Origin of the sequence: Stenotrophomonas sp. HMSC10F07, assembly GCF_001807895.1 — a bacterium.
Lineage (GTDB): Bacteria > Pseudomonadota > Gammaproteobacteria > Xanthomonadales > Xanthomonadaceae > Stenotrophomonas > Stenotrophomonas sepilia.
This window is the reverse complement of sequence record NZ_KV791351.1, coordinates 23,980-46,668: the sequence shown is the minus strand read 5'-3', so window position 1 is coordinate 46,668 and position 22,689 is coordinate 23,980. Positions and strand designations below refer to the sequence as shown.

Annotated in this window: 19 protein-coding genes and 1 riboswitch; of the genes, 3 read left to right on the top strand and 16 right to left on the bottom strand. The window is 66.8% G+C overall.

Annotation, left to right across the window (positions count from 1 at the left end):
- Nucleotides 1-61: 61 nt before the first annotated feature.
- The 9 genes from HMPREF3114_RS06220 to HMPREF3114_RS06180 form a co-directional block, all read right to left on the bottom strand.
- On the bottom strand, nt 62-1,837 hold the full coding sequence (locus HMPREF3114_RS06220; protein WP_053498812.1) for a DUF885 domain-containing protein: 1,776 nt from the start codon (nt 1,835-1,837) through the stop codon (nt 62-64).
- Nucleotides 1,838-2,119: 282 nt separating this feature from the next.
- Nucleotides 2,120-2,467 carry a lipid-A-disaccharide synthase N-terminal domain-containing protein gene (locus HMPREF3114_RS06215; RefSeq protein ID WP_019661748.1) on the bottom strand — a complete coding sequence of 116 codons (348 nt, stop codon included), beginning with the start codon at nt 2,465-2,467 and terminating at the stop codon, nt 2,120-2,122.
- Nucleotides 2,467-3,189, bottom strand: a complete 723-nt coding sequence (locus HMPREF3114_RS06210) for a glycosyltransferase family 2 protein (protein WP_005420380.1) — start codon at nt 3,187-3,189, stop codon at nt 2,467-2,469. Before HMPREF3114_RS06210 ends, HMPREF3114_RS06215 begins: the two co-directional genes overlap by 1 nt.
- 90 nt (nt 3,190-3,279) lie before the next feature.
- The gene (locus HMPREF3114_RS06205; protein WP_005420382.1) at nt 3,280-4,245 is read right to left on the bottom strand and encodes an NAD-dependent epimerase/dehydratase family protein; all 966 of its coding nucleotides are present in this window, start codon (nt 4,243-4,245) and stop codon (nt 3,280-3,282) included.
- Between the two features lie 45 nt (nt 4,246-4,290).
- A complete protein-coding gene (locus tag HMPREF3114_RS06200; protein ID WP_053498802.1) occupies nt 4,291-5,025 on the bottom strand; it encodes a suppressor of fused domain protein in 735 nt (244 codons plus the stop codon).
- A gap of 125 nt (nt 5,026-5,150) precedes the next feature.
- Nucleotides 5,151-6,074 carry a ParB/RepB/Spo0J family partition protein gene (locus HMPREF3114_RS06195; protein ID WP_053498800.1) on the bottom strand — a complete coding sequence of 308 codons (924 nt, stop codon included), beginning with the start codon at nt 6,072-6,074 and terminating at the stop codon, nt 5,151-5,153.
- Nucleotides 6,074-6,871, bottom strand: coding sequence for a ParA family protein (locus HMPREF3114_RS06190; protein WP_005420387.1), 798 nt, complete (start codon nt 6,869-6,871; stop codon nt 6,074-6,076). The genes HMPREF3114_RS06195 and HMPREF3114_RS06190 overlap by 1 nt, the downstream gene beginning before the upstream one ends.
- 112 nt (nt 6,872-6,983) lie before the next feature.
- Nucleotides 6,984-7,622 carry a 16S rRNA (guanine(527)-N(7))-methyltransferase RsmG gene (gene rsmG, locus HMPREF3114_RS06185; RefSeq protein WP_005420388.1) on the bottom strand — a complete coding sequence of 213 codons (639 nt, stop codon included), beginning with the start codon at nt 7,620-7,622 and terminating at the stop codon, nt 6,984-6,986.
- 39 nt (nt 7,623-7,661) lie between these two features.
- A complete protein-coding gene (locus HMPREF3114_RS06180; protein ID WP_053498798.1) occupies nt 7,662-8,261 on the bottom strand; it encodes a 4'-phosphopantetheinyl transferase family protein in 600 nt (199 codons plus the stop codon).
- Between the two features lie 84 nt (nt 8,262-8,345).
- On the opposite strand from HMPREF3114_RS06180, the gene HMPREF3114_RS06175 reads away from it, so the two are divergent.
- Nucleotides 8,346-8,597, top strand: a complete 252-nt coding sequence (locus tag HMPREF3114_RS06175) for a GlsB/YeaQ/YmgE family stress response membrane protein (protein ID WP_005411656.1) — start codon at nt 8,346-8,348, stop codon at nt 8,595-8,597.
- 81 nt (nt 8,598-8,678) lie between these two features.
- Here the strand turns inward: HMPREF3114_RS06175 and xth are convergent, their stop codons facing one another.
- The 4 genes from xth to HMPREF3114_RS06155 all read right to left on the bottom strand — a co-directional run bounded on the left by xth (nt 8,679) and on the right by HMPREF3114_RS06155 (nt 14,503).
- Nucleotides 8,679-9,446: an exodeoxyribonuclease III gene (xth, locus tag HMPREF3114_RS06170; RefSeq protein ID WP_053498796.1), complete on the bottom strand. Its 768-nt coding sequence runs from the start codon at nt 9,444-9,446 to the stop codon at nt 8,679-8,681.
- Nucleotides 9,447-9,616: 170 nt separating this feature from the next.
- The gene (locus HMPREF3114_RS06165) at nt 9,617-11,026 is read right to left on the bottom strand and encodes a coniferyl aldehyde dehydrogenase (protein ID WP_053498795.1); all 1,410 of its coding nucleotides are present in this window, start codon (nt 11,024-11,026) and stop codon (nt 9,617-9,619) included.
- A 260-nt stretch (nt 11,027-11,286) separates the two neighbouring features.
- Nucleotides 11,287-12,948 carry an MFS transporter gene (locus HMPREF3114_RS06160; protein ID WP_049412037.1) on the bottom strand — a complete coding sequence of 554 codons (1,662 nt, stop codon included), beginning with the start codon at nt 12,946-12,948 and terminating at the stop codon, nt 11,287-11,289.
- 127 nt (nt 12,949-13,075) lie between these two features.
- Nucleotides 13,076-14,503 carry a DcaP family trimeric outer membrane transporter gene (locus tag HMPREF3114_RS06155; RefSeq protein ID WP_053498792.1) on the bottom strand — a complete coding sequence of 476 codons (1,428 nt, stop codon included), beginning with the start codon at nt 14,501-14,503 and terminating at the stop codon, nt 13,076-13,078.
- A 245-nt stretch (nt 14,504-14,748) separates the two neighbouring features.
- Between HMPREF3114_RS06155 and acs the strand changes: the two genes are divergently transcribed.
- Entirely contained in the window at nt 14,749-16,692 is a 1,944-nt protein-coding gene (acs, locus tag HMPREF3114_RS06150; RefSeq protein ID WP_053498791.1) for an acetate--CoA ligase, read from the top strand.
- Between the two features lie 80 nt (nt 16,693-16,772).
- The gene (locus HMPREF3114_RS06145; RefSeq protein WP_005420420.1) at nt 16,773-17,438 is read left to right on the top strand and encodes a response regulator transcription factor; all 666 of its coding nucleotides are present in this window, start codon (nt 16,773-16,775) and stop codon (nt 17,436-17,438) included.
- Between the two features lie 102 nt (nt 17,439-17,540).
- Here HMPREF3114_RS06145 and HMPREF3114_RS06140 read toward each other — a convergent pair whose 3' ends face one another.
- The 3 genes from HMPREF3114_RS06140 to HMPREF3114_RS06130 all read right to left on the bottom strand — a co-directional run bounded on the left by HMPREF3114_RS06140 (nt 17,541) and on the right by HMPREF3114_RS06130 (nt 22,619).
- On the bottom strand, nt 17,541-17,996 hold the full coding sequence (locus HMPREF3114_RS06140; protein ID WP_053498790.1) for an REP-associated tyrosine transposase: 456 nt from the start codon (nt 17,994-17,996) through the stop codon (nt 17,541-17,543).
- Nucleotides 17,997-18,265: 269 nt separating this feature from the next.
- Complete coding sequence (locus HMPREF3114_RS06135; RefSeq protein ID WP_053498787.1) at nt 18,266-18,841, bottom strand: manganese efflux pump MntP; 576 nt, start codon at nt 18,839-18,841, stop codon at nt 18,266-18,268.
- An 89-nt stretch (nt 18,842-18,930) separates the two neighbouring features.
- A riboswitch (yybP-ykoY riboswitch) is annotated at nt 18,931-19,020 on the bottom strand.
- Between the two features lie 140 nt (nt 19,021-19,160).
- Complete coding sequence (locus HMPREF3114_RS06130) at nt 19,161-22,619, bottom strand: hybrid sensor histidine kinase/response regulator (protein WP_070489366.1); 3,459 nt, start codon at nt 22,617-22,619, stop codon at nt 19,161-19,163.
- Nucleotides 22,620-22,689: the final 70 nt, after the last annotated feature.

Below are 22,689 nucleotides of genomic sequence, written 5' to 3'. Positions count from 1 at the left end.
TGGCCCGGCGCTACCACCGCGCATTCTGGTAGCGCCGGGCCATGCCCGGCGACGCGTCGGGTCAGGCCTTCTTGCGCTCGGCGATGTAGGCCTGGATCTGCTGTTCCAGCACCGGCAGCGGCACCGAGCCCTGCTTGAGCAGGGTGTCGTGGAAGCCCTTGATGTCGAACTTGTCGCCCAGCTCCTTCTCGGCCTGCGCACGCAGGCGCACGATCGCGATCTCGCCCAGCTTGTAGCTCAGCGCCTGGCCCGGCCAGGAAATGTAGCGGTCCACTTCGGTGGTCACTTCATGCTCGCTCAGCGCGGTGTGGTCACGCAGGTAGGCCAGCGCCTGCTCGCGGGTCCAGCCCTTGCTGTGCACGCCGGTGTCGATCACCAGGCGCGCGGCGCGCCACATCTCATAGGTCAGGCGGCCGAAATCCTCGTACGGGGTTTCGTAGATGCCCATCTCCACGCCCAGCTTCTCGCAGTACAGCGCCCAGCCTTCGCCATAGGCGGAGATGTAGGCGTTGCGGCGGAACTCGGGCAGGTTCTTCTGCTCGGCGGCGATCGCGCCCTGCAGCGAATGGCCCGGATCGGATTCATGCAGGGTGAGCGCCGGCAGGTTGTACAGCGGGCGCGACGGCAGGTTGTAGGTGTTGAGCCAGTAGGTACCCATGCCACCGCGGCCGGCCGTCCAGAACGGTGCGATGTCCGGCGGCACCGGCACGATGGTGAAGCGGGCGCGCGGCAGGGTCATGTACTTGCCCAGCTGCCCATCGGCGCGCTTGGAAATCCACGCGGCGCGCGACAGCAGCTCTTCCGGCGTCTTCGCATAGAACTGCGGATCGGTACGCAGGAAGGTCAGGAACTCGGCGAAGCTGCCCTTGAACTTCACCTGCTTGATGATGTCGTTCATCTCGCCCTGGATGCGGGCAACTTCCTCCAGGCCGATGCGGTGGATCTCGTCCGGCGACAGGTCCAGCGTGGTGTACTCGTGGATCTGCTGCCTGTAGTAGGCCTTGCCATCGGGCATCGCTTCGGCGGCCAGGGTGGTGCGCGCCTGCGGCACGTACTCGTTGACGAAGAAGGTGCGCAGCTGCTGGAACGCCGGCACCACCTTGCCGCTGATCGCTTCACGCGCCTGCGCCTGCAGCCTGGCCTGTTCGGCGGCCGGGATGCTGTTGGGCAGCTTCTTGAACGGCGCGTACAGCGGCGATTCGGTCGGGTCCTTCAGCTCGGCAACGGTGGCGATGGACACTTCGCGGCCATCCAGCACCGCGCGCGGCACGCTGAAGCCGCGCTTCAGGCCGGCGCGCATGTTCTCGGTCTGCTGGCCGAAGTAACGCGGCACATCGTTCAGCCGTGCGATGTAGTTCTGGTAGTCCTGCACGGTCTTCATCTCGCGCCGGGCCATGAAGGACAGGTTGGACCAGAACGAGGAATCGGCATTGAAAGGCATTTCGTAGCCGCGCAGGCGCGTCTCTTCGGCCAGGTTGAACACCTGGTCGCGATAGATCGCGTAGTTGACCTGGTTGTCCGGCGACAGGGTCTTCGGGTCGATCTTCTTCAGTGCGGCCAGGGTCTCGTCCCACACCTTCAGGCGTGCCTGCTGCGCGGCCGGGCCGATGTCGGGCATGCGGGTGGCGTTGGCCGGGGCGTCTTCGTCCTCGCTGGCTTCACCACCTCCCTGCTGGCGCCACTTCCATTCCTTCTCGTACAGCGCGCGGAAGGCGGCATCCGCGGGCGATTCGGTGGCCACGCTGGCGGGCGCGGCGGCGGCGGCGGGCGCAGCGGCCAGGGCCACGGTGGGGGCGGACAGGGCGATCAACAGGGCAACGGCAAGACGGGTTTTCACGAGCACAGGTTCCCGGGAAGGCAGACCCCGATCATGGCACCGCCCACGGCCCGTGGCATGGGACGAAGGTCCTGCCTGCAGCGCAGGCAGGACCGGGAACCGGCCGCTCTGGTAGATGCCAACCTTGGTTGGCACACGGGGAAACCCAGCGCCGACCAAGGTCGGCATCTACCAGGGCAACGCCGCTGAACATGCAGTAGATCCACGCCATGCGAGGATGCGCCGGGGATCCTGACAGGGGTCAGAGCCCTTTCCAGTGGAAAGGGATCCGACCCCGCAGCCTCAGTGACTGGCCTTGTCCCGCTTCCAGCCGCGGTGCTTGATGTCCAGGTGCAGGCTGTACAGCGCGGTGAACGCCGGGAACAGGTTCTGCAGCACGCCCACCGAGTCCTGCTTGGCCGAGAACAGGAAGTAGCTCAGGGTCATCAGGCTGCCGAGCACGCTCATGTACCAGAACAGGCGCGGTATGACGGGTTTGCCGGCGCGCTTGGAGGCGATGAACTGGACCAGCCAGCGGCCGCCGAACATCAGTGCGCCGGTGTAGCCGATCAGCTTCCAGCCGGTCACATGCAGGCCGGTCCAGTACAGCCAGGTCAGGGGCTGATCCAGCCAGTGCAGCTCCAGATCCATCAGCGCTCCTCCACCGCGGTGCGCTTGCTTCGGGTGATCAGCCAGGCTACGCCACGCAGGTCGCGGATGCCGACCAGCGCGCGGCCGAGGTTGTTGTACTTGGACACGCCGGCGGTACGGTGGCGGTGATTGACCGGCACGCTGGTGGTCTTCCAGCCGGCACGCTGCATCAGCGCCGGCAGGTAACGGTGCATGTGGTCGAAGTACGGCAGGTCGAGGAACGCGCTGCGTTCGAACAGCTTGATGCCGCAACCGGTGTCGGGCGTGTCGTCGCGCAGCATGCGCGCACGGATGGCGTTGGCCCATTTGCTGGCCCAGCGCTTGCTGCCGCTGTCCTGGCGGTTGACGCGCCAGCCGGCGAACAGCTTCACCTGCGCCTCGGCGGCGTCGCGTGCGGCAAGCAGCTTGGGAATATCGGCCGGATCGTTCTGGCCATCGCCATCCAGGGTGGCGATCCACGGCGCGCGCGCGTGCTTGACGCCGGTGCGCACCGCCGTGCTCTGCCCGCTCTGGTTCACATGGTGCAGCACGCGCAGTTCCGGGGTGGTTGCCTTCAATCCCTGCAGCACCGCCAGGGTGTCATCACGCGAGTGGTCGTCGATGTAGACGATCTCGAACGGCAGCCGGCCACGCAGCGCAGCGGTGATTTCGGCGACCAGCGGGGCAACATTGTCGCGCTCGTTGAACACCGGGACGACAACGGAAAGCTCGGGTTGGCTCATAAGGCACTCGGCCAAAGGGGGGACAAAGACCGCGCATTCTCCGAAACCGAGGTTATCCGAAGATGAACCCGGCGGCGTGAGGATCCTTCCTCAGGCGCGATCGCCAAAATACTCGCGGCACCACTGCACCACAGGCGGCAGGCCTTGTTCGATCGGGGTCACCGCATCGAAGCCGAAAGCGTCATGTGCGCGCCGGGTATCGGCCATCGTGCGCACCATGTCGCCGGGCTGCATGGGCTTGTAGACCTTCTGCGCAGGGCGGCCGGCGGCCTGCTCGATCACGCTGATGAAGCGCTCCAGCTCGACCGGTGTATGGTTGCCGAGGTTGAACACCCGGTGCGGCACCGGACCGTCGGCCGGATGCGCGAGGGCGCCGAGGATACCGGATACGATGTCGGAGACATGTGTGAAATCGCGCTGCATGCGGCCTTCGTTGAACACGTCGATCGGCCGACCGGCCAGCACCGCGCGCGAGAACAGCAGCGGTGCCATGTCCGGCCGGCCCCACGGGCCATACACGGTGAAGAATCGCAGCCCGGTGGCATGCAGGCCGTACAGCTGCGCGTAGGTGTAGGCCATCAGCTCGTTGGCCGCCTTGGTCGCCGCGTACAGCGAGCGTGGCTGGTCCACGCGCTGGTCTTCGGAGAACGGCGGCGTGGCCGAATCGCCGTAGACCGAACTGCTGGAGGCATACACCAGGTGCTGCACGCCACGGTGGCGGCACAACTCGAGCATGTTGACGAAGCCGACCAGGTTGCTGTCGACGTAGGCATGCGGGTTTTCCAGCGAATAGCGCACGCCGGCCTGCGCGGCCAGGTGGATCACCGCGGTCGGCCGCACCTCGTCGAACAGTGCGGCCAGGCCCTGCTGGTCGGTCAGGTCCAGGGTGCGCAGGTCCAGCGCCGGACACAGCGCGGCCACGCGGTCACGCTTGATCTGCGGGTCGTAGTAATCGTTGAAGTTGTCCAGGCCGACCACGGCCTGGCCGGCCTCCAGCAGCGCGCGGGCGGTGTAGGCACCGATGAAGCCGGCAGCGCCGGTGAGCAGGATGGTCATGGCAGGGGCCTGGGAACGAAGTTCAGGCCCCTGATGTTACCGGTCTCAGAACAAACCGAAACGCTTCTTCGCCACGTTGGTGCGGCCGGGCTCGATCACATCGTTGATCTGTTTCGCATCGAAGCGGTCGAGCAGGGCGTCGGCGCCCTTCTTCAGCTTCAGGTCCATCTCTTCGGGGTACAGCGGAACCAGGCTCATGAAGCTGATGGTATTGCCATCCTCCAGCTCCAGCGTGGCGAAGTCCTCCGGGGCGGTCACCGGCGGCAGCACGATGGCACCGTCGAAACCCACGCCCGGCGCATAGGGCTCGCTGGGATGGCCGTTGGGAATGGTGTGGCCGAAGCCCAGCCACGTGTCGTACTCGTGCGGCAACCGCGCCATGCCCTTCAGCAGGCGCACTGGCCAGTAGTTGCGCTCATCCTCGAAGGCGTCCTGCGTGATCGGCCAGTCGGCCGGCAGGGTCACCATCAGTTCCATGTAGCGCGGCACGTCCGCATCCACCTCGGCGGGCACGGTCATCGGCAGGTCGCTCATGCCGGAGGTGACCAGGCGCAGGTACGGGCAGTGGTCATTGGCCGGCACCACGTGCACGTCGATGTGCACCAGGTCGGAGATGATTTCATGGAAGACACCGGACACCGGTCCCAGGTGGTGTTCGATGTGGGCACTGATCGCCTCGATGTGCCGTTCTTCGCCGATGGCGAGCACAAAGTCCTTCTCACGGCGATGTACCAGTATCTGGGTGCCGTCCGGGCTGACGTCTTCGTAGTCGTTGCTCATGTCCTGCTCCCTGGATGAGGCCACGGGCCGGAAGACGGTGCATTCCGCGGTGCGCGTGGCAGTGCGTTCCCTGTCATTCGCCGGGCGCGGCAGGAACAGGCCGCCTCCCCGGCGCGGCGCCGGGCTCAGCCCTGGCGCGCGCGCAGTTTTTCCAGCACGCCGTCCAGGGTGTCCAGGTCGGTGTAGTGGATGATCAGCTTGCCCTTGCCGCCACGGCCGTGGCTGATCGCCACCTTGGCGCCGAGCGCTTCGGACAGCTCGGTTTCCAGCGAGGCGATGTCGGCCTGCTGCACCTTCGGCGAGGCCACCGGACGGCTGCTCGGCACCTTGCCGGCGGCGAAAGCCTGCGCGCGCCGCTCGACCTCGCGCACCGACCAGCCTTCGTCGGCCGCTTCCTGGGCCAGCTTGCCGGCCAGTTCGGGGGCCAGGGTCAGCAGCGCACGGGCATGCCCCATTTCCAGGCGGCGGGTTTCCAGCAGCAGGCGGATCGCCACTGGTAGTTCCAGCAGGCGCAGCAGGTTGGACACCGCCGCGCGCGAGCGGCCGACGGCCTCGGCGGCCTCGGCATGGGTGAGCGTGAACTCGCTGATCAGGCGCTGCAGCGCTTCGGCTTCCTCCAGCGGGTTGAGGTCTTCACGCTGGATGTTCTCGATCAGCGCCATCGCGATGACGGTGCGGTCTTCCAGCTCGCGCACCACCACCGGCACTTCGTCCAGCCCGGCCAGCTGCGATGCGCGCCAGCGGCGTTCACCGGCGACGATTTCGTAGTTGCCCGCCGGCAGCTGGCGCACCAGGATCGGCTGGATCACGCCCTGCGACTTGATCGAGTCGGCCAGCTCGGAGAGCTTGCCCTCATCCATCTCGCGGCGCGGCTGGTACTTGCCCGGCTGCAGCTGGCCAACCGGCAACTTGCGCAGCACTTCCCCCGGCAGCGGCTCGATCACCGCCGTGGTGGCCTGCACCTGGCTGACCGCGCCCTTCGGGCCCAGCAGCGCGTCCAGGCCACGGCCGAGGCCTCGCTTCTTGGCTGCCGGCTTGCTGCTGGTCATCAGACGGTCTCCACGGCCTTGGTGGCCTTGTTGCGTTCGTTGTTGCGGCGGATGATCTCGCCAGCCAGGCCCAGGTAGGCCACGCCACCGCGCGAGGCGCGGTCGTAGCCGACGATGCTCTGGCCATGGCTGGGTGCCTCGGCCAGGCGAACGTTGCGCGGCACGATGGTGCGGAACACGCGATCGCCGAAGTGCTCGGTGAGCTCGGCCGAGACCGCGTTGGCCAGGTTGTTGCGCACGTCGAACATGGTGCGCAGCACGCCTTCGATCTCCAGCGCCGGATTGAGGTTGGCACGCAGCGCTTCGATGGTTTCCACCAGCGCGCTCAGGCCTTCCAGGGCGTAGTACTCGCACTGCATCGGCACGATCACCGAATCGGCAGCGGCCAGCGCATTGAGCGTCAGCAGCGACAGCGCCGGCGGGCAGTCGATCAGGATGTAGTCGTACTCGTCGCGGATCGGTGCCAGCGCGCGCTTCAGCCGCTGCTCGCGCTCGCTCTGCGCCATCAGCTGGATCTCGGCGGCGGTCAGGTCGATGTTGCCGGGAAGCAGGTCGTAGCCTTCGGCGGTCTGCACGCGTACATCGGCGGCGCTGGACTCGCCCAGCAGCAGATCGTAGGTGGAGGCGGCCAGCTCACGCTTGTCCACGCCACTGCCCATGGTCGCGTTGCCCTGCGAATCGAGGTCGACCAGCAGCACGCGCTTGGGTGCGTTGGCCAGGGAAGCGGCCAGGTTGACGGCGGTCGTGGTCTTGCCGACGCCACCCTTCTGGTTGGCGATGGCGATGATGCGGGCCATGCGGGTGTGCCTCGTCGACGTGTGCTGGGACCGGTCATTATGCGTACAACCGGCCCCTTGCGGAAATCGTGGATCGCCAACCCGTTGTTGCACAAGGGGCTGGCGGCGGGAATCAAGGGCCTGTAACAGTGACCAGGTGGCGTTCGCCGGCCAGGCCGGGCACGCTCAGCGGGGTCACCTCGCGCACCTGCCAGCCAGCCGGCAGGTCCGCGATCTCCTCATGCGGGTAGACGCCCTTCATGGCCAGCAGCACGCCCCCCGGCCGCAGCAGGTGGCCACCAACGCGGACGATGCCGGCCAGGGTATCCATGGCACGGGCGGTCAACTGGTCGTAACGACCCGCCTCGTCCAGCGCCTCGGCGCGCGATTCGGCCACGCGGGCATTGCCCAGGCCGAGTTGGCGCACGGCCTCGCGCATGAAGCGTGCCTTCTTGCCATTGCTCTCGACCAGGGTCACCTGCAGGCCCGGGCAGGCGATGGCCAGCGGGATGCCCGGCAGCCCGGGGCCGGTGCCGAGGTCGGCCAGGCTGCCATCGGCCACGAACGGCTGCATCGCCAGCGAGTCGAGCAGGTGGCGGGTGACCATCTCCTGCGGGTCGCGGATGGCGGTGAGGTTGTAGGTGCCGTTCCAGCGGTGCAGCAGGGCCAGGTAGCGCAGCAGCGGCGGCGCCAGCGCGGCATCCAGGCCCATGCTGGCCAGGCCCTGTTCCAGCGTGGCAGCCACGCTGGCGGGAAGTGGGTGTTCGCTCATGCCGGCATTATCGCCGGTTTTGCGCGCTGATTCCCCGCCTCAGTGCGGATACCAGGCCAACGCCGCCCGGAACTGACCGGTGGCCTGCCATTCGTGCAGGTGCCAGCGCGCGGCCTCGCCCAGTTCCGGGTCGCACCAGCGCAGGTGCAGGGCACCATCGGCCCCCGGCGCAAGCTGCAGGCGGTGCAGGCCGAACGAGATACCCTGGCCGTGCGCCTTCAGCATCGCTTCCTTGGCGCACCACACGCGGAAGAACCAGTGTTCGCGGTCGGCCTGGTCCAGGCTTTCCAGCCACGCCACCTCCTCCGGGTGGAAGAAGCGCTGCACGATCTCCAGCAGGCGGGCGCGCGGCCGCAGCAGTTCCAGGTCCACGCCCAGCCGCACGCCTTCGCCCAGCGCCACCAGCAGCACCTCACCGCTGTGGCTCCAGCCGGTGCCGTAGTGGGCCAACGGGCCGCTCAGCTCCGGCCGGCCCTTGTCGTCACGGACCAGTGGCAGCGTCTGCGGATCGGTGCCCAGCGCCTGCGCCAGTACCTGCCGTGCCTGCGGTTCGCCGCGCTGGCCGGGCACGTGCGGGCGCCGCCAGACCGTCACCGGACCGAAGCGCCACGGGCCATCGAGGGTGGCTGGCAGGCTCATCCGCACGCGCCCATCACGCAATTCCACGACGGGTTCACGGCCGTGCGCGTCAACTGGTCACCGTTCCCCACCGGAGGTTCGATCATGGGCATCATCATCTGGCTGATCGTCGGCGGCATCGTAGGCTGGCTGGCCAGCATCATCATGAAGCGCGATGCCCAGCAGGGCATCATCCTCAACATCGTGGTCGGCATCGTCGGCGCGCTGATTTCCGGCTGGCTGTTCGGCGGCGGCATCAACGAAGCGATCACCATTCGAACCTTCCTGTTCTCGCTGATCGGTGCAGTGATCCTGCTGGCGATCGTCAATCTGTTCACCCGCAAGAGCATACGGTGATCTGAGGGGTAGCGCCGGGCCATGCCCGGCGTCACCCTGCCGCCGCTGCGCTCGCCGGGCATGGCCCGGCGCTACCTCAACTCAACCCAACTGCACCCACGCCGGCGCATGGTCGCTCGGACGTTCCCAGGTGCGCGGCTCGCGGTCGATGCCCGAAGCCACCGCACCGCTCTTCAGCGCATCGGAGACCAGGGTCAGGTCGATGCGCAGGCCCAGGTTGCGACGGAAGCCGGCGGCGCGGTAATCCCACCAGCTGAAGGTGCCCGCCTCGTCGTTGTGCAGGCGGAAGCCATCGTGCAGGCCCAGCTGCAGCAGCTTGTTCAATGCGCCGCGCTCGGCGGTGGAGGTCAGGATGTGGTTGTCGTTCCACACCTCCGGGTCGTGCACGTCGCGTGCGTCCGGGGCAATGTTGAAGTCCCCCATCACGATCAGCTTCGGGTGGCGCTGCAGTTCTTCGGCGATCCAGGCATGCACCGCCTCAAGCCAGCGCAACTTGTACTCGTACTTGTCGGTACCGATGTCCTGGCCGTTGACCACGTACAGGTTGATTACCCGCAGGTCGCCGAAGGTACCGGCGATGACGCGCTTCTGCTCGTCCTCGAAGCCGGGAATGCCGATCTGCACGTCCTGTGCAGGCTCACGCGACAGCAGCGCCACGCCGTTGTAGGTCTTCTGGCCGGCGAACACGCTGCGGTAGCCGGCAGCGATCAGCGCAGAGTCGGGGAACTTGTGGTCCTCCAGCTTGGTTTCCTGGATACCGACGATGTCCGGGCCGAACTCCTTGAGCCACTGCTCCAGGTGCGGCAGGCGGACATTGAGCGAATTGACGTTCCACGAGGCGATTTTCATGCGGGCATTCTACCCGGGTGGCCGGGATGGGGCTCGGCCCGGATTCCCGTGTAGAGCCGAGCCCACGCTCGGCTGCATTGATCGGGCACCCAGCCAGGAGCAGCCGAGCGTGGGCTCGGCTCTACAGAAGAATCGGGCCCTGATTCAGTAGAGCCACGCCTTGCCTGGGTTCACCGCAGCAGCAGCTTCAACAACCCCGCAATCTTCGAATACGGCGGCCGCAGCCGGTCGCTGGCCGCCCAGCGCGACTGCCACAGCACCGGCAGCCGCTTGCTCATCGCATCGAACCCGGCCCGGCCGTGGTACGCGCCCATGCCGCTGGCCCCTACCCCGCCAAACGGCAATCCATCGGCGACGAAGTGCAGCAGCGTGTCATTCACTGTCACCCCGCCGGCCACCACCTGGCCGAGGATGCGCTCCACCGTGGCCGTGTCATGGCTGAAGGGATACAGCGCCAGCGGCCGTTCGCGGGACAGCACGTCCGCCAGCGCCGCCTCCAGGTCCGGGTAGGCCCGCACCGGCAGGATCGGCCCGAAGATTTCCTCGCGCATCAGGTCCAGATCGTCGGGCGGGTCCAGCACCACGGTCGGCACCAGCAGGCGCTCGCGGTCGGCGCGCACCTCATCCACCTGCGCCAGCGGAATCACCGGCACGCCGCGTTGCCGCGCCTGTGCCAGATAGCCCTGCAGGCGCCGGTACTGGCCTTCATTGATGATGCGGGTGTAATCGTCGGCATCGCTGAAGTCGCCATAGCGCTCGCGCACCTGCTGCTGCAGCGCCTGCACGAACTCGCGCTGGCGCACGGTATCGATCAGCACATAATCCGGCGCGATGCAGGTCTGGCCCGCGTTGAACCACTTGCCGGTGGCCAGCCGCGCGGCGGCTTTGCCCAGCGGAAAATCGCGGCAGACGATGGCCGGCGACTTGCCGCCCAGTTCCAGCGTGACCGGCACCAGATGCTCGGCGGCGGCGGCCATCACCTTGCGGCCAACGGCCGTCGAGCCGGTGAACAGCAGATGGTCCAGCGGCAGCGAGGACACCGCCGCGGCCACATCCGCCCCGCCCTGCACCACCGCCACCCGATCGGGCGGGAACACGCTGGCCAGCAGATCGGCCAGGAACGCACTGGTGCGCGGCGTGTGTTCCGAAGGCTTCAGCAGTACGTGGTTGCCGGCAGCGATGGCGGTGACCAGCGGCACCAGCGCCAGCGTGACCGGGTAGTTCCACGGTGAGATCACCCCGACCACACCCAGTGGCGTCGGCCGCAGCTGCGCGCGCGCCGGCCAAAGCTTCCAGCCGGCCCGTACGCGCTGCGGCTTCGACCAACGCCGCAGGTGGCGGCGCAGGTGATCGATGGCCGACAGCACGCTCATGCCATCGGCCAGCTTCGATTCGGTGTGGGCGCGGTGGCCGAAGTCCTCGGCGATGGCCGTGGCCATTTCGTCCAGGCGTGGCTTCAGCGCTTCGCGGAGGCGATGCAGGTCATTCTCGCGCTGGGCGAGCGTGGGCCGCTGCGACTGCCACGCGCTGCGCAGGGTGTGCAGGATGGCGGGGAGGTCGGCTGGGGCGGTGGTCGTCATGGGCCGACTATACGGGGTGCTGCGCGTTTGAATGGGGTCAGATCCATTTCGCGCGCGAAAGGGATCTGACCCCGGGCGCGAGAGGGCCTGCGGCTTCGGATGCCTGTCAACCGCGATGGCGGCATTGAGTTCTGTCTTTTCGCGTCTGCGGAGTTTTGTGCCGCGCGTTGCGCGGTCGCCGAGCATGGCTCGGCGCTACAGGGAAACGAAAAGGCCGTGGTCTGCACCACGGCCTCTCCTTCATCCGATGAATATCATTCTTACTTGGTGATATCCACGTTCTTGGTTTCGCGCAGGAACAGGCCGCCGATCACCACCGACATCAGTGCGATCGCAATCGGGTACCACAGGCCGTAGTACAGGTTGCCGGTACCGGCCACCAGCGCGAACGAGATGGCCGGCAGGAAGCCACCGAACCAGCCGTTGCCGATGTGGTACGGCAGCGACATCGAGGTGTAGCGGATACGGGTCGGGAACAGTTCGACCAGGTAGGCGGCGATCGGGCCGTAGACCATGGTCACGTACAGCACCAGCAGCCACAGCATGAAGATGGTGCCGGCGATGTTGATGCGCGCACCATCGGCCTTGGCCGGGTAGCCGGCGGTGGTCAGCGCGGTCTTCAGCTCTGCTCCGAACGCATCGGCCTTGGCCTTGCCTTCTTCCTTGGTCAGGCCCGCGGCCTCATACGAGGTGACGCTGGCGCTGCCGACATTCACCATCGCCAGCGAGCCGGCGGCGGCGGGCTGCACGTCGTACGGCACGCCGGCCTTGGTCAGCGCGGCGGTGGCCACGTCGCAGGAGCTGGTGAACTTGCGCAGGCCCACCGGATCGAACTGGAACGAGCAGGTGGCCGGATCGGCGACGACCAGGGCCGGCGAGCTGCTGCGGGCTTCTTCGATGGCCGGGTTGGCGAAGTGGGTCAGGCCCTTGAAGATCGGGATGTAGGTGATGGCCGCCAGCAGGCAGCCGGCCAGGATGATCTTCTTGCGGCCGATGCGGTCGGACAGCCAGCCGAAGAAGATGAAGAACGGCGTGCCCAGTGCCAGCGCTGCGGCGATCAGCAGGTAGGAGGTGGTGGCATCGACCTTCAGCATGCTGCTGAGGAAGAACAGCGCGTAGAACTGTCCGCCGTACCAGACCACGGCCTGGCCAGCCGCTGCACCGAGCAGGACCAGCAACATCAGCTTCAGGTTGCCGCCCTTCAGGCTGTCGCGGAACGGGGTCTTGGAGCCCTTGCCTTCAGCCTTCATCTGCTGGAACAGCGGCGATTCGCTCAGCTGCAGGCGGATCCATACCGAAATGCCCAGCAGCAGGATCGACACCAGGAACGGAATGCGCCAGCCCCAGGCTTCGAAGGCCTCGTTGCCCAGCGTCATGCGGCAGGCCAGGATGATCAGCAGCGACAGGAACAGGCCGAGCGTGGCGGTGCACTGGATGAAGCTGGTGTACAGGCCACGCTTGTCGTCCGGCGCGTGCTCGGCCACGTAGGTGGCGGCACCGCCGTACTCGCCGCCCATCGCCAGGCCCTGGGCCAGCCGCAGGATGATCAGGATCACCGGAGCGGCGAAACCGATCGAAGCGTAGTTGGGCAGCACGCCGACCAGGAAGGTCGAGATGCCCATGATCAGGATGGTGACCAGGAAGGTGTACTTGCGGCCGATGCGGTCGCCGAGGCTGCCGAAGAAGGCCGCGCCGAACGGGCGTACGAAGAAGCCGGCGGCGAACGCCAGCAGGGCGAAGATCATGCCCGTGGTTTCATTGACGCCACTGAAGAACTGCTTGGCGATGATGGCCGCGAGCGAGCCGTACAGGAAGAAGTCATACCACTCGAACACCGTGCCGAGGCTCGATGCGAAGATGACCTTCTTGTGGCCCTTGGTCAGGGTGCCCGCTTTATGTGCGGTGCTGGGTGTACTGGACATGGGACGCTTCCCCTCCGAAGCAATCGTTGTTGGTGGGTGCCGACCGTTGGTCGGCACTCAATTCGGTAGATGCCGACCTTGGCCGGCATTCAATCTCGGTAGGTGCCGGCCGCCGGCCGGCACGCTCTTAGAAGCTGTACTTCGTAGTGAACTGCAACCGGGTGATGTCACCCTTGTTGCCGTTCTCCACTTCGCGACGGCCATACATCAGCTCGGCGCCGATATCGACCTTGGGCAGCGGCGAATAGAAGATGTTGCCGCGGATGCTCTGCACGCTCTTGGTCACCAGCGGGCCGAGGATGCTGTCGTTGTCGTAGTCGCTGCGCGCGTAGATCAGGTTGGTGCGCAGCTTCGGCGAGAACGCATGCCGCCAGCCGACATAGCCGGCCAGCACGCCGGTCGGGTTGAGTTCGTCGCGGGCCACGTCATAGGCACTGTCGGCAGTGATGCCCAGGCCGATGTAGCGGGCGATGCCTTCGCCACCGGTCAGCTGGTAATGCAGCGAATCGCTGTCACCCATCACCCACTTGCCGCCCAGGGTCAGGCCGCCGGCCACCTTGTCGGCCTTCGCGCCGGTCGCCTGGTTGTCGACCTTCAACTGGCGGACGATGCCGCCGACACCGAAGGTGCCCCAGTCGCCCTTCCAGCCATAGCGCAGGGTCAGGTCGGGCAGGCTGCCACGGTCGGAGTTGGCGCTGGCGTTGGTCCAGGCGCCGGTGACCGGGTTGCGGGTGCCGGTGAGGGTGGTGGTTTCCGGGTTTTCCAGCGCGACGCTGAAGCCGCCCTGGGTGTAGCGCACCTGGGCCTGGCGCACGAAGATCACGCCGTCGGTGGGGCCGACGAAGTCGACCGCTTCCGGCAGTGCGGCAGCGTCCATGAAGTTGGACCAGGTCTGGCCGGCCAGCCAGTTGTTCCAGTACATGTAGGCGTGGCGCAGGGTCACGCCGTAGGTATTGGTGGCAGTCTGGTTGCCCAGCGAGTTGCCGAAGAAGTCCATCTCGAAGAACGCACCGGCCTTGTTGCCCGATTCGCTGACGTTGTCGATGCCCAGGTTGAAGCGCGAGAACTTGGCATGGGCGTTGAAATCGGTGCCCGAGCGCTTGCCGCTGCCGCCGGCGCCTTCCACCGGGGTCTGGCCCGGGAGGTACAGCGAACGGCCGGTGGCGTCGTCGGCCAGCTGGCCATCGCTGGTCTGGGTGGCCAGGAAGTCGGCCTTGATGAAGCCGCCGATCTTGACCGTGGTGCCCGGTGCCGCGCCCGGGGTGATGGTGGTGACCTGGATCGGCTGCTTGCCGGCCGGCACCTGTGCAACCGGCTTCTGCTCGGCCTGCACCGTGCGCACTTCGGTTACCGCCTGCTGGGTCTGGCTGATCTGGGTCTGTTGTTGTTGCTGCGAAGACAGCAGCAGCTGGACCTGGCGTTCCAGTTCGGCAACGCGTGCTTCCAGTGCCTTCTCTTTGGCGGTCTCTGCGAACGCCATGCCCGGTGCGACCAGGGCGACCAGCAGGCAGGCCGCCAAAGGTGTGCGCACGGCTTTCAACGTACGGTGGCTCATGTTGCCCTCTCTCCCAAGTGGCAAGGTGATGCCGCGCGTGGGGCACGGTCGAGCCGAGACTGCGGGGCGATTATGTATAGCGGCTATTCGCCATTGGTCGAACCCGGCCCTGCAGAGCGCTCACTTTCGACCATGGTCTAACCAGGGTGGTGACGCGGCCGGGGGTGGATGGGGCAAACTGAGGGGGATCGGTCGTTGCGATGCTGCGACCGCACATACAAAGTCAACGTGCAAGTGAGGGTGCCATGGCTGATATCTACCCCGTCGATCCGCAGTTCGCCGCCAAGGCACGCATCGACAAGAAGACCTATGAACAGCAGTACCAGGCGTCGGTGACCGACCCGGATGGATTCTGGGGCAAGGCCGCCGAGCGCCTGCAATGGATGCGCAAGCCGACGAAGATCAAGAACGTCAGCTACGACCTGTCCGACTTCCACATCAAGTGGTTCGAGGATGGCGAGCTCAATGCCAGCGTGAACTGCCTGGATCGCCAGCTCGAGACGCGCGGCGACAAGACCGCCCTGCTGTTCGAGCCGGACGGCCCGGATGCACCGGCCCAGCACGTGACCTATCGCGAACTGTATGAGCGCACCTGCCGCCTCGGCAATGCGCTGCGCAACCTTGGGGTCAAGAAAGGCGACCGCGTCACCATCTACCTGCCGATGATCGTCGACGCCGCAGTAGCCATGCTGGCCTGCGCGCGCATCGGTGCGATCCACTCGGTGGTGTTCGGTGGCTTCGCGCCGAACTCGATCGCCGACCGCGTCAGCGACTGCCAGAGCAAGCTGATCATCACCGCCGACGAAGGCTTGCGCGGTGGCCGCAGGATTCCGCTGAAGGCCAACGTCGATGCCGCGCTGAAGCTGCCGGGCACGAACACGGTTGAAACCGTGCTGGTGGTGCGCCACACCGGCGGCGCGGTGGACATGCAGGCCCCGCGCGACCGCTGGTTCCACGATGTGGTGGACAGCCAGCCGTCCACCTGCGAACCGGAACGCATGAACGCGGAAGACCCGCTGTTCATCCTCTACACCTCCGGCTCCACCGGCAAGCCGAAGGGCGTGCTGCACACCACCGGCGGCTATCTGCTGTATGCGGCCTACACCCATGAAGCGGTGTTCGACCTGCGCGAGGACGATATCTACTGGTGCACTGCCGACGTCGGCTGGGTCACCGGCCACAGCTACATCGTGTACGGGCCACTGGCCAACGGTGCGACCTCGCTGATGTTCGAAGGCGTGCCGAACTATCCGGACACCTCGCGCTTCTGGAACGTCATCGACAAGCACAAGGTGAGCATCTTCTACACCGCCCCGACCGCCATCCGTGCGCTGATGCGCGAAGGCGAGGAGCCGGTGAAGAAGACCTCGCGCGCGTCGCTGCGCCTGCTCGGCAGCGTCGGCGAGCCGATCAATCCGGAAGCCTGGCGCTGGTACTACGAAGTGGTCGGCGACAGCCGCTGCCCGATCGTCGATACCTGGTGGCAGACCGAAACCGGCGGCATCCTGATCTCGCCGCTGGCCGGCGCGATGGACCTCAAGCCGGGGTCGGCCACCCTGCCCTTCTTCGGCGTGCAGCCGGCGCTGGTCAATGCCGATGGCGAGATCCAGGACGGCCCGACCGAGGGCAACCTGATCATCCGTGACTCCTGGCCGGGCCAGATGCGCACGGTGTACGGCGACCACCAGCGCTTCATCGATACCTACTTCCGCACCTACCCGGGCAGCTACTTCACCGGTGACGGTTGCCGCCGCGATGAAGACGGCTATTACTGGATCACCGGCCGCGTCGACGACGTGATCAATGTGTCCGGCCATCGCATCGGCACCGCCGAAGTGGAAAGCGCGCTGGTCTCGCATCCGAAGGTGGCCGAAGCGGCGGTCGTGGGCTTCCCGCACGACGTCAAGGGCCAGGGCATCTACGCCTACGTCACCCTGGTGGCCGAAGAGGCCCCGAGCGATGAACTGCACAAGGAGCTGATCGCCTGGGTGCGCAAGGAGATCGGGCCGATCGCCACACCGGACCACCTGCAGTGGGCACCGGGCCTGCCGAAGACCCGCTCGGGCAAGATCATGCGCCGCATCCTGCGCAAGATTGCCGAAAACGCGCCGGACCAGCTCGGCGACACCTCGACCCTGGCCGATCCGTCGGTGGTGGCGTCGCTGGTGGACGAGCGCAAGGTGCGCTGATGCAGAACCCGGAGTCGGATCCCTTTCCACCAGGAAAGGGCTCTGACCCCATCTGGTTTCCCCCACGGTTCCCCCCGACCATGACCACCCTCCTGATTGCCGATGACCACCCGCTGTTCCGCGAAGCCCTGCGTGGAGCCGTGCAGCGGGTCATCCCCGGCGTGCAGCTGTTCGAGGCCGACAGCGTGGAAGCGCTGTACGCGCTGGCCGACCAGCACAACGACGCCGACCTGGTCCTGATGGATCTCAACATGCCCGGTGCGCAGGGCTTCAACGCACTGGTGCACATGCGCTCACTGCACCCCCAGCTGCCAGTGGTGGTGGTGTCCGCGCGCGAAGAAGCCACGGTGATGCGCCGCGCGCTCGACCACGGTGCGCTGGGCTTCATCCCGAAGTCTGCGGATTCGGACACCATCGGCCATGCGCTGGGCACCATCCTCGATGGCGAGACCTGGGCACCGCCGGAAGCGCACAACGTGCCGCCCACCGGCAGCGAAGAACGCGAAGTCGGCCAGCGCCTGCGCGAGCTGACCCCGCAGCAGTTCCGTGTCCTGCAGATGCTCGGCGCTGGCCGCTTGAACAAGCAGATCGCCTACGACCTCAACGTCTCCGAAGCGACGATCAAGGCCCACGTCACCGCCATCCTGCGCAAGCTCGGCGTGACCAACCGCACCCAGGCCGTGCTGATGGCCGGCAAGCTGGCCATCGACGACGACGCCATCGTGCTGCCGCCGGAAGAAGACTGAAGGTGACGGACTGCGGAGCCGAGCATGGGCTCGGCTCTACAGACGTCATGATGCCCCTGTAGAGCCGAGCCCACGCTCGGCTGCTCTTTGCCTCAATACCAATCACTCCTCAAGCAACCATCGACTCCACGCATAGGGATACTCCCCGATGCACGTGGCCAGCCCTGCACGCACCGGATTGGCCGCGATGTACATCGCCTGTGTGCGCAGGCACTCATCGCCGCGCAGCGCATGATCGTAGTATCCCGGCTGCCAGATCGGCGCGTTGGCCTCAGCGCGCCTGCCGATGGAACGCCCGCTCCGTGATTTGAGGATCTGCATGCAGCCGGCAAGCGTGCCGTGTCGCAGCTCGATCAACCAGTGCAGGTGGTCCGGCATGATTACCCAAGCTAGGGAGAACGTCCGCCCCGTCCGCTCGACCGTGCGTAGTGCCTCGATCAGCAGATCGACGTTCGTCTCATCGTCGAACCAGCGTCGCCGCGCGTGGGTCACTGCGGTGATTGCATAGACATTGCCGGTCTGCGACCACCGGCCAATACGGAGTGCGGGGCTGGACATGCCCGAAGACTATGCAGCGACCGCCAGGCTGCCCATCAGTGCAACACCGCATGGCCTGTCAGCCAATGCCCCCTTGTAGAGCCGAGCCCATGCTCTGGTGCTGTTCGCCTGAAGACCGCGCTACGCGCGAGAGCCGAGCGCGGGCTCGGCTCTACACGACTCTGCGGCACCTGAACCCGTGGAGCCGAGCCCATGCTCGGCTGCTGTTCGCTTGAAGACCGCGCTGCGCGCGAGAGCCGAGCGCAGGCTCGGCTCTACAGGAACAGGCGTTACCCCACGCCGTGCAGGTGTTCGTACAGGATCGTCGCGCCGATGATCACCAGGATCACGCCGCCGATGATCTCGGCACGCTTGCCGACCATGCTGCCCAGCACGCGGCCGAGCATGATGCCGACGGTGACCATGGTCAGCGTGCACAGACCGATGACCGCGGCCATCACGCCGATATGCACGTCCATGAAGGCCAGGCCGATGCCCACGGCCATCGCGTCGATGCTGGTGGCGAAACCGGTCAGCGCCAGCTTCCAGAAGCCGTGGTGCTGCGAAGGGTCTTCATCATCTTCGCCACTGTCCGGGCGCAGGCCGTTGTAGATCATGTGGATGCCCAGCGCGCCGAGCAGGCCGAAGGCGATCCAGTGGTCGAAAGCTTCCACGTACTGCAGGGCGGCACGGCCGAGCAGCCAGCCGATGATGGGCGTGATCGCCTCGATGACACCGAAGATGATGCCGGCGCGCAGCGCGTCACGGAACACCGGCTTGCGCATGGCGGCACCCTTGCCGATCGCGGCGGCGAAGGCATCGGTGGACATGGCAAAGCCGATCAGGAGGATCGAAATGGGGGACATTGGCGACTGCTGAAGGTCGGGCTAGGACGGACGCACGGCCTGCGCTCGCGCCCAACCTGACGTTGCGCGCGCGGGCCGCTGGTCTCGCCAACCATCATGGTTGTCCACGCCACGGCGCACTGGCCGAGTATGTTGACGTGGACGATTCCTGCGAAGGAATCCGGCTACTCCCCAAGGGGACGCGAAGCTTAGCATCGCGATCCGCGCGTGGCGCATTTCCATCGAAACGCGCAGGCAGGGCTGGTTTGTATAGCGATGGCTATATCAGCCCCGCACTGCGTGGGGGAGCCGAGCGTGGGCTCGGCTCTACAGTCGCCCGTCAGGCGCCGCTGTTGCCGGCGTCGCGCAGCGCGCCCAGGAAGGCGCGCAGCGAGGCCGGCTTGATCGGTTTGGTCAGCACGCGGTAGCCGCGTTCGCGCGCCATCCGCTTCAACTCGTCGCGACCATCGGCGGTCAGCAGCGCACCGGGCAACGGGTAGCCCGCAGCCTCGCGAAGTGCCACCAGCGCATCCAGGCCATCCATGCGGTCGTGCAGGTGGTAGTCCACCAGCATCACCTGCGGGCGCTCGGCGATCTTCTCCAGCGCCTGGTCGACGGTGGCGGCGGTGATCACCTGCACCTGCCAGCGGCCGAGCAGTGCGCGCATGCCGTCGAGGATTTCCTCGTCGTTGTCCACGCACAGCACCCGCAGGCCCGCCAGCGAATCGCTGCGCACCGGTGTGGCCACGGCCTGGGTCGCCTTGGCAGGCTCGGTGTAGCCGGGCAAGGGCGCAACCCGCGGCAGGATGATCGAGAACATCGAGCCACTGCCAACGCGGCTGCGTGCATTGAGGCGATGGTCGAGCAGGCGCGAGATGCGCTGGCAGATCGACAGGCCCAGGCCCAACCCCTGCTCGCCCCAGTCGAACGGCTGCTGGTAGCGGTGGAACTCGTCGAAGATCTGCCGCATGTGGTGTTCGGGAATGCCAGGGCCGGTATCCCACACCTGCAGTTCCACCTCGTCGCCGCGCTGGCGCACGGCCAGTACGATGCGCCCCTGGCGTGTGTAGCGCAGCGCATTGGCCAGGAAGTTCTGCAGTACGCGGCGCAGCAGGCGGCGATCACTGCGTACCCACGCCGGGCGCGCGAACAGGTCCAGGCGCAGGCCACGACCGGCGGCGACCGGCGTGTACTGCGCCGCCAGTTCGCGCATCAACGCACTCACATCGAACTCGCCGATCACCGGGTGCAGGCCACCGGCATCCAGCCGCGACACGTCCAGCAGGCCATCCAGCAGTTCTTCGGCCGCGCGCAGCGACGCATCCACGCGTTCGGCCAGGTGCTTCTGCTCATCGCTCACGTGGTCGCTGTCACGCAACGCCGAAGCGAACAGGCGCGCGGCGTTCAGTGGCTGCAGCACGTCGTGGCTGATCGCCGCCAGGAAGCGCGTCTTCGACTGCTGCGCAACCTCGGCCTCATGCGAGCGCTCGGCCACGCGCTGTTCCAGCGTCTCGTTGGCTTCAAGCAGCGCCCTTTCAGCGTGCTTGTAGTCGGTGATGTCGTTGTAGCTGGTCACGTAACCGCCGCCGGGCAGCGCCTGGCCACGCATCTCGATCACCTTGCCGTCGCTGCGGGTGCGCTCGAACACGTGCGGCGAGCCAGCCCGCATGTAACCGATGCGGCGGTTGATCTGCACTTCGATATCGCCCTCGCCCAGCTCGCCGCGCTCGGCGTTGTAGCGGATCAGGTCGGCCACCGGGCGGCCCACGTAGAGCATGCCGTCGGGGTAACCGAACATGTCCTGGTAGCGGCGGTTCCACGCGGTCAGGCGCATGTCCGGATCGACCACGCTGACCCCGGCGCTGATGTTCTCCAGCGTGGTCGACAGGATCTCGCGGTTGAAGCGCAGTTCCTGCCCGGCTTCGTCCAGCACCGCCACCACTTCCCCCAGGTCCATGCCCGAGCCACGCAGCAGGCTGGTCAGCAGCAGGCGCGCCGATGCCGCACCGATCGAGGCGGCCAGCAGGCGCTCGGTGAACTGCACCCACGGCCGGTCAGCCGGTGCCGAGGATTGCAGCTCACGGCCCAGCGACTGCGCCTGCTCGAAGAACGAACGCCGTGCATGGCGTTCGCCGACCACGCGCGAAGCCAGCGCCAGCAGGTCGCCCACATGCACATGCCCGGGCCAGCCGCCGGCCACCGACGGGCGCTCGGCATACGGGTCGAGGAACGGTGCCGCACGCAGGCGCTCGTCGACGCCGGGCCGCCAGCGTGCGGACACCAGCATCATCGTGGCCGCATTGACCAGCAGCGACCAGAACGTGCCGTGGGTCAGCGGGTCCCAGCCGGACATGCCGAACAGCTGCTGCGGACGCAGCCACTCGATGCCGAACGGGCCGTGCTGTACCCAGGCGGCGTCGACCCAGCCGGCCATGGTCATCGCCGGCAGCAGCAGGGTGTACAGCCAGGTGGCAAAGCCCAGCAGCATGCCCACTTCGACGCCGCGCCGGCTGGCACCGCGCCAGTACAGGCCGCCGATCAGGCCGGGCGCGAATTGCGCCACCGCTGCGAACGCCATCAGGCCGTACGAGGCCAGCGTGCTGTCGTTGCTGCTGGTGCGGTAGTAGCTGTAGGCCATCAGCGCCAGCAGCAGGATCGCCAGGCGGCGGATCCACAACACGCGCGAGGCGACGTCAGCGGCTTCCTGGTGGTCACCGCTCCGACGCAGCAGTACCGGCATCACCAGATCATTGCTGACCATGGTCGCCAGCGCGATGGACGAGACGATGACCATGCCGGTGGCCGCCGAGAAGCCGCCCACGTAGGCGATCAGCGCCAGCGCATTGCGGCCTTCGGCCAACGGCAGCGCCAGCACCATCGAGTCGTCGGCGACGCTGCCGCCGGTGCCGAACAGGGTCACGCCGGCGGTGGCGATCGGCAGCACCATGCCCGAGATCAGCACCAGGTAACCGCCGAACATCCAGCGCGCGCGGCGCACGTCGCGCACGTCACCGCACTCGACCACGGCCACGTGGAACTGGCGCGGCAGGCAGATGATGGCGAGGAAACTGAGCAGGGTCTGCGAGATGAAGCCGACCGGCGGCAGGCCGGTGAACAGCGTATGCACCGACTCGACCACCGCGTCGGTGCGGTTGCTCAGCCACAGGTAGGCGAACACGCCCACCGCCAGCATCGCCAGCAGCTTGATCACCGATTCAAAGGCAATCGCCAGCATCATGCCGTGGTGGTGCTCGGTGGCATCGACCTGGCGGGTACCGAACAGGGTGGCGAACAGCGCCATCAGCAATGCCACGTACAGCGCCGGGTCGGTGAAGAAGCCGGTCGGGCCGGTGTTGCCGGTCAGCACCTGCAGGCTCATCGCCACCGCTTTGTACTGCAACGCCAGGTACGGAATGATGCCGATCAGCGCGATGATCGCCACCAGCGCCGCCAGCCGCCGCGAGCGACCGAAGCGCGAGGAGATGAAATCGGCGATGGAGACCACGTTCTGGCTGCGTGCGATCAGCGCCAGGCGCTCGATGATGCGCCAGCCGAACACCAGCAGCAGCAGCGGGCCGATGTAGATCGGCAGGTAGCCCACGCCATTGCGCACGGCAGTGCCGACCGCGCCGTAGAAGGTCCACGACGAGCAGTACACCGCCAGCGCCAGGCTGTAGACGACCGGCCGCAGCCACGGCCGGTCGGGGTACATCGGCCGACGGTCGCCCCACCACGCCACGCCGAACAGCAGCGCGGCATAGGCAACCGAGACCAGCAGCAGGACCCAACTGGAGACCACGCGTGTGTTTCCGTCGGAGGAACCCGCAGTGTAGGCCAGGCGCGGCCGGGTGTACGGGCTCGTTGGGGGC

What these genes read in the sequence shown, in the direction of transcription:
- HMPREF3114_RS06215 (WP_019661748.1), bottom strand. Translation starts at nt 2,467, where the DNA reads ATGGATCTGGAGCTGCACTGGCTGGATCAGCCCCTGACCTGGCTGTAC.
- HMPREF3114_RS06210 (WP_005420380.1), bottom strand. Translation starts at nt 3,189, where the DNA reads ATGAGCCAACCCGAGCTTTCCGTTGTCGTCCCGGTGTTCAACGAGCGC.
- HMPREF3114_RS06205 (WP_005420382.1), bottom strand. Translation starts at nt 4,245, where the DNA reads ATGACCATCCTGCTCACCGGCGCTGCCGGCTTCATCGGTGCCTACACC.
- HMPREF3114_RS06200 (WP_053498802.1), bottom strand. Translation starts at nt 5,025, where the DNA reads ATGAGCAACGACTACGAAGACGTCAGCCCGGACGGCACCCAGATACTG.
- HMPREF3114_RS06195 (WP_053498800.1), bottom strand. Translation starts at nt 6,074, where the DNA reads ATGACCAGCAGCAAGCCGGCAGCCAAGAAGCGAGGCCTCGGCCGTGGC.
- HMPREF3114_RS06190 (WP_005420387.1), bottom strand. Translation starts at nt 6,871, where the DNA reads ATGGCCCGCATCATCGCCATCGCCAACCAGAAGGGTGGCGTCGGCAAG.
- rsmG (WP_005420388.1), bottom strand. Translation starts at nt 7,622, where the DNA reads ATGAGCGAACACCCACTTCCCGCCAGCGTGGCTGCCACGCTGGAACAG.
- HMPREF3114_RS06180 (WP_053498798.1), bottom strand. Translation starts at nt 8,261, where the DNA reads ATGAGCCTGCCAGCCACCCTCGATGGCCCGTGGCGCTTCGGTCCGGTG.
- HMPREF3114_RS06175 (WP_005411656.1), top strand. Translation starts at nt 8,346, where the DNA reads ATGGGCATCATCATCTGGCTGATCGTCGGCGGCATCGTAGGCTGGCTG.
- xth (WP_053498796.1), bottom strand. Translation starts at nt 9,446, where the DNA reads ATGAAAATCGCCTCGTGGAACGTCAATTCGCTCAATGTCCGCCTGCCG.
- HMPREF3114_RS06165 (WP_053498795.1), bottom strand. Translation starts at nt 11,026, where the DNA reads ATGACGACCACCGCCCCAGCCGACCTCCCCGCCATCCTGCACACCCTG.
- HMPREF3114_RS06160 (WP_049412037.1), bottom strand. Translation starts at nt 12,948, where the DNA reads ATGTCCAGTACACCCAGCACCGCACATAAAGCGGGCACCCTGACCAAG.
- HMPREF3114_RS06155 (WP_053498792.1), bottom strand. Translation starts at nt 14,503, where the DNA reads ATGAGCCACCGTACGTTGAAAGCCGTGCGCACACCTTTGGCGGCCTGC.
- acs (WP_053498791.1), top strand. Translation starts at nt 14,749, where the DNA reads ATGGCTGATATCTACCCCGTCGATCCGCAGTTCGCCGCCAAGGCACGC.
- HMPREF3114_RS06145 (WP_005420420.1), top strand. Translation starts at nt 16,773, where the DNA reads ATGACCACCCTCCTGATTGCCGATGACCACCCGCTGTTCCGCGAAGCC.
- HMPREF3114_RS06140 (WP_053498790.1), bottom strand. Translation starts at nt 17,996, where the DNA reads ATGTCCAGCCCCGCACTCCGTATTGGCCGGTGGTCGCAGACCGGCAAT.
- HMPREF3114_RS06135 (WP_053498787.1), bottom strand. Translation starts at nt 18,841, where the DNA reads ATGTCCCCCATTTCGATCCTCCTGATCGGCTTTGCCATGTCCACCGAT.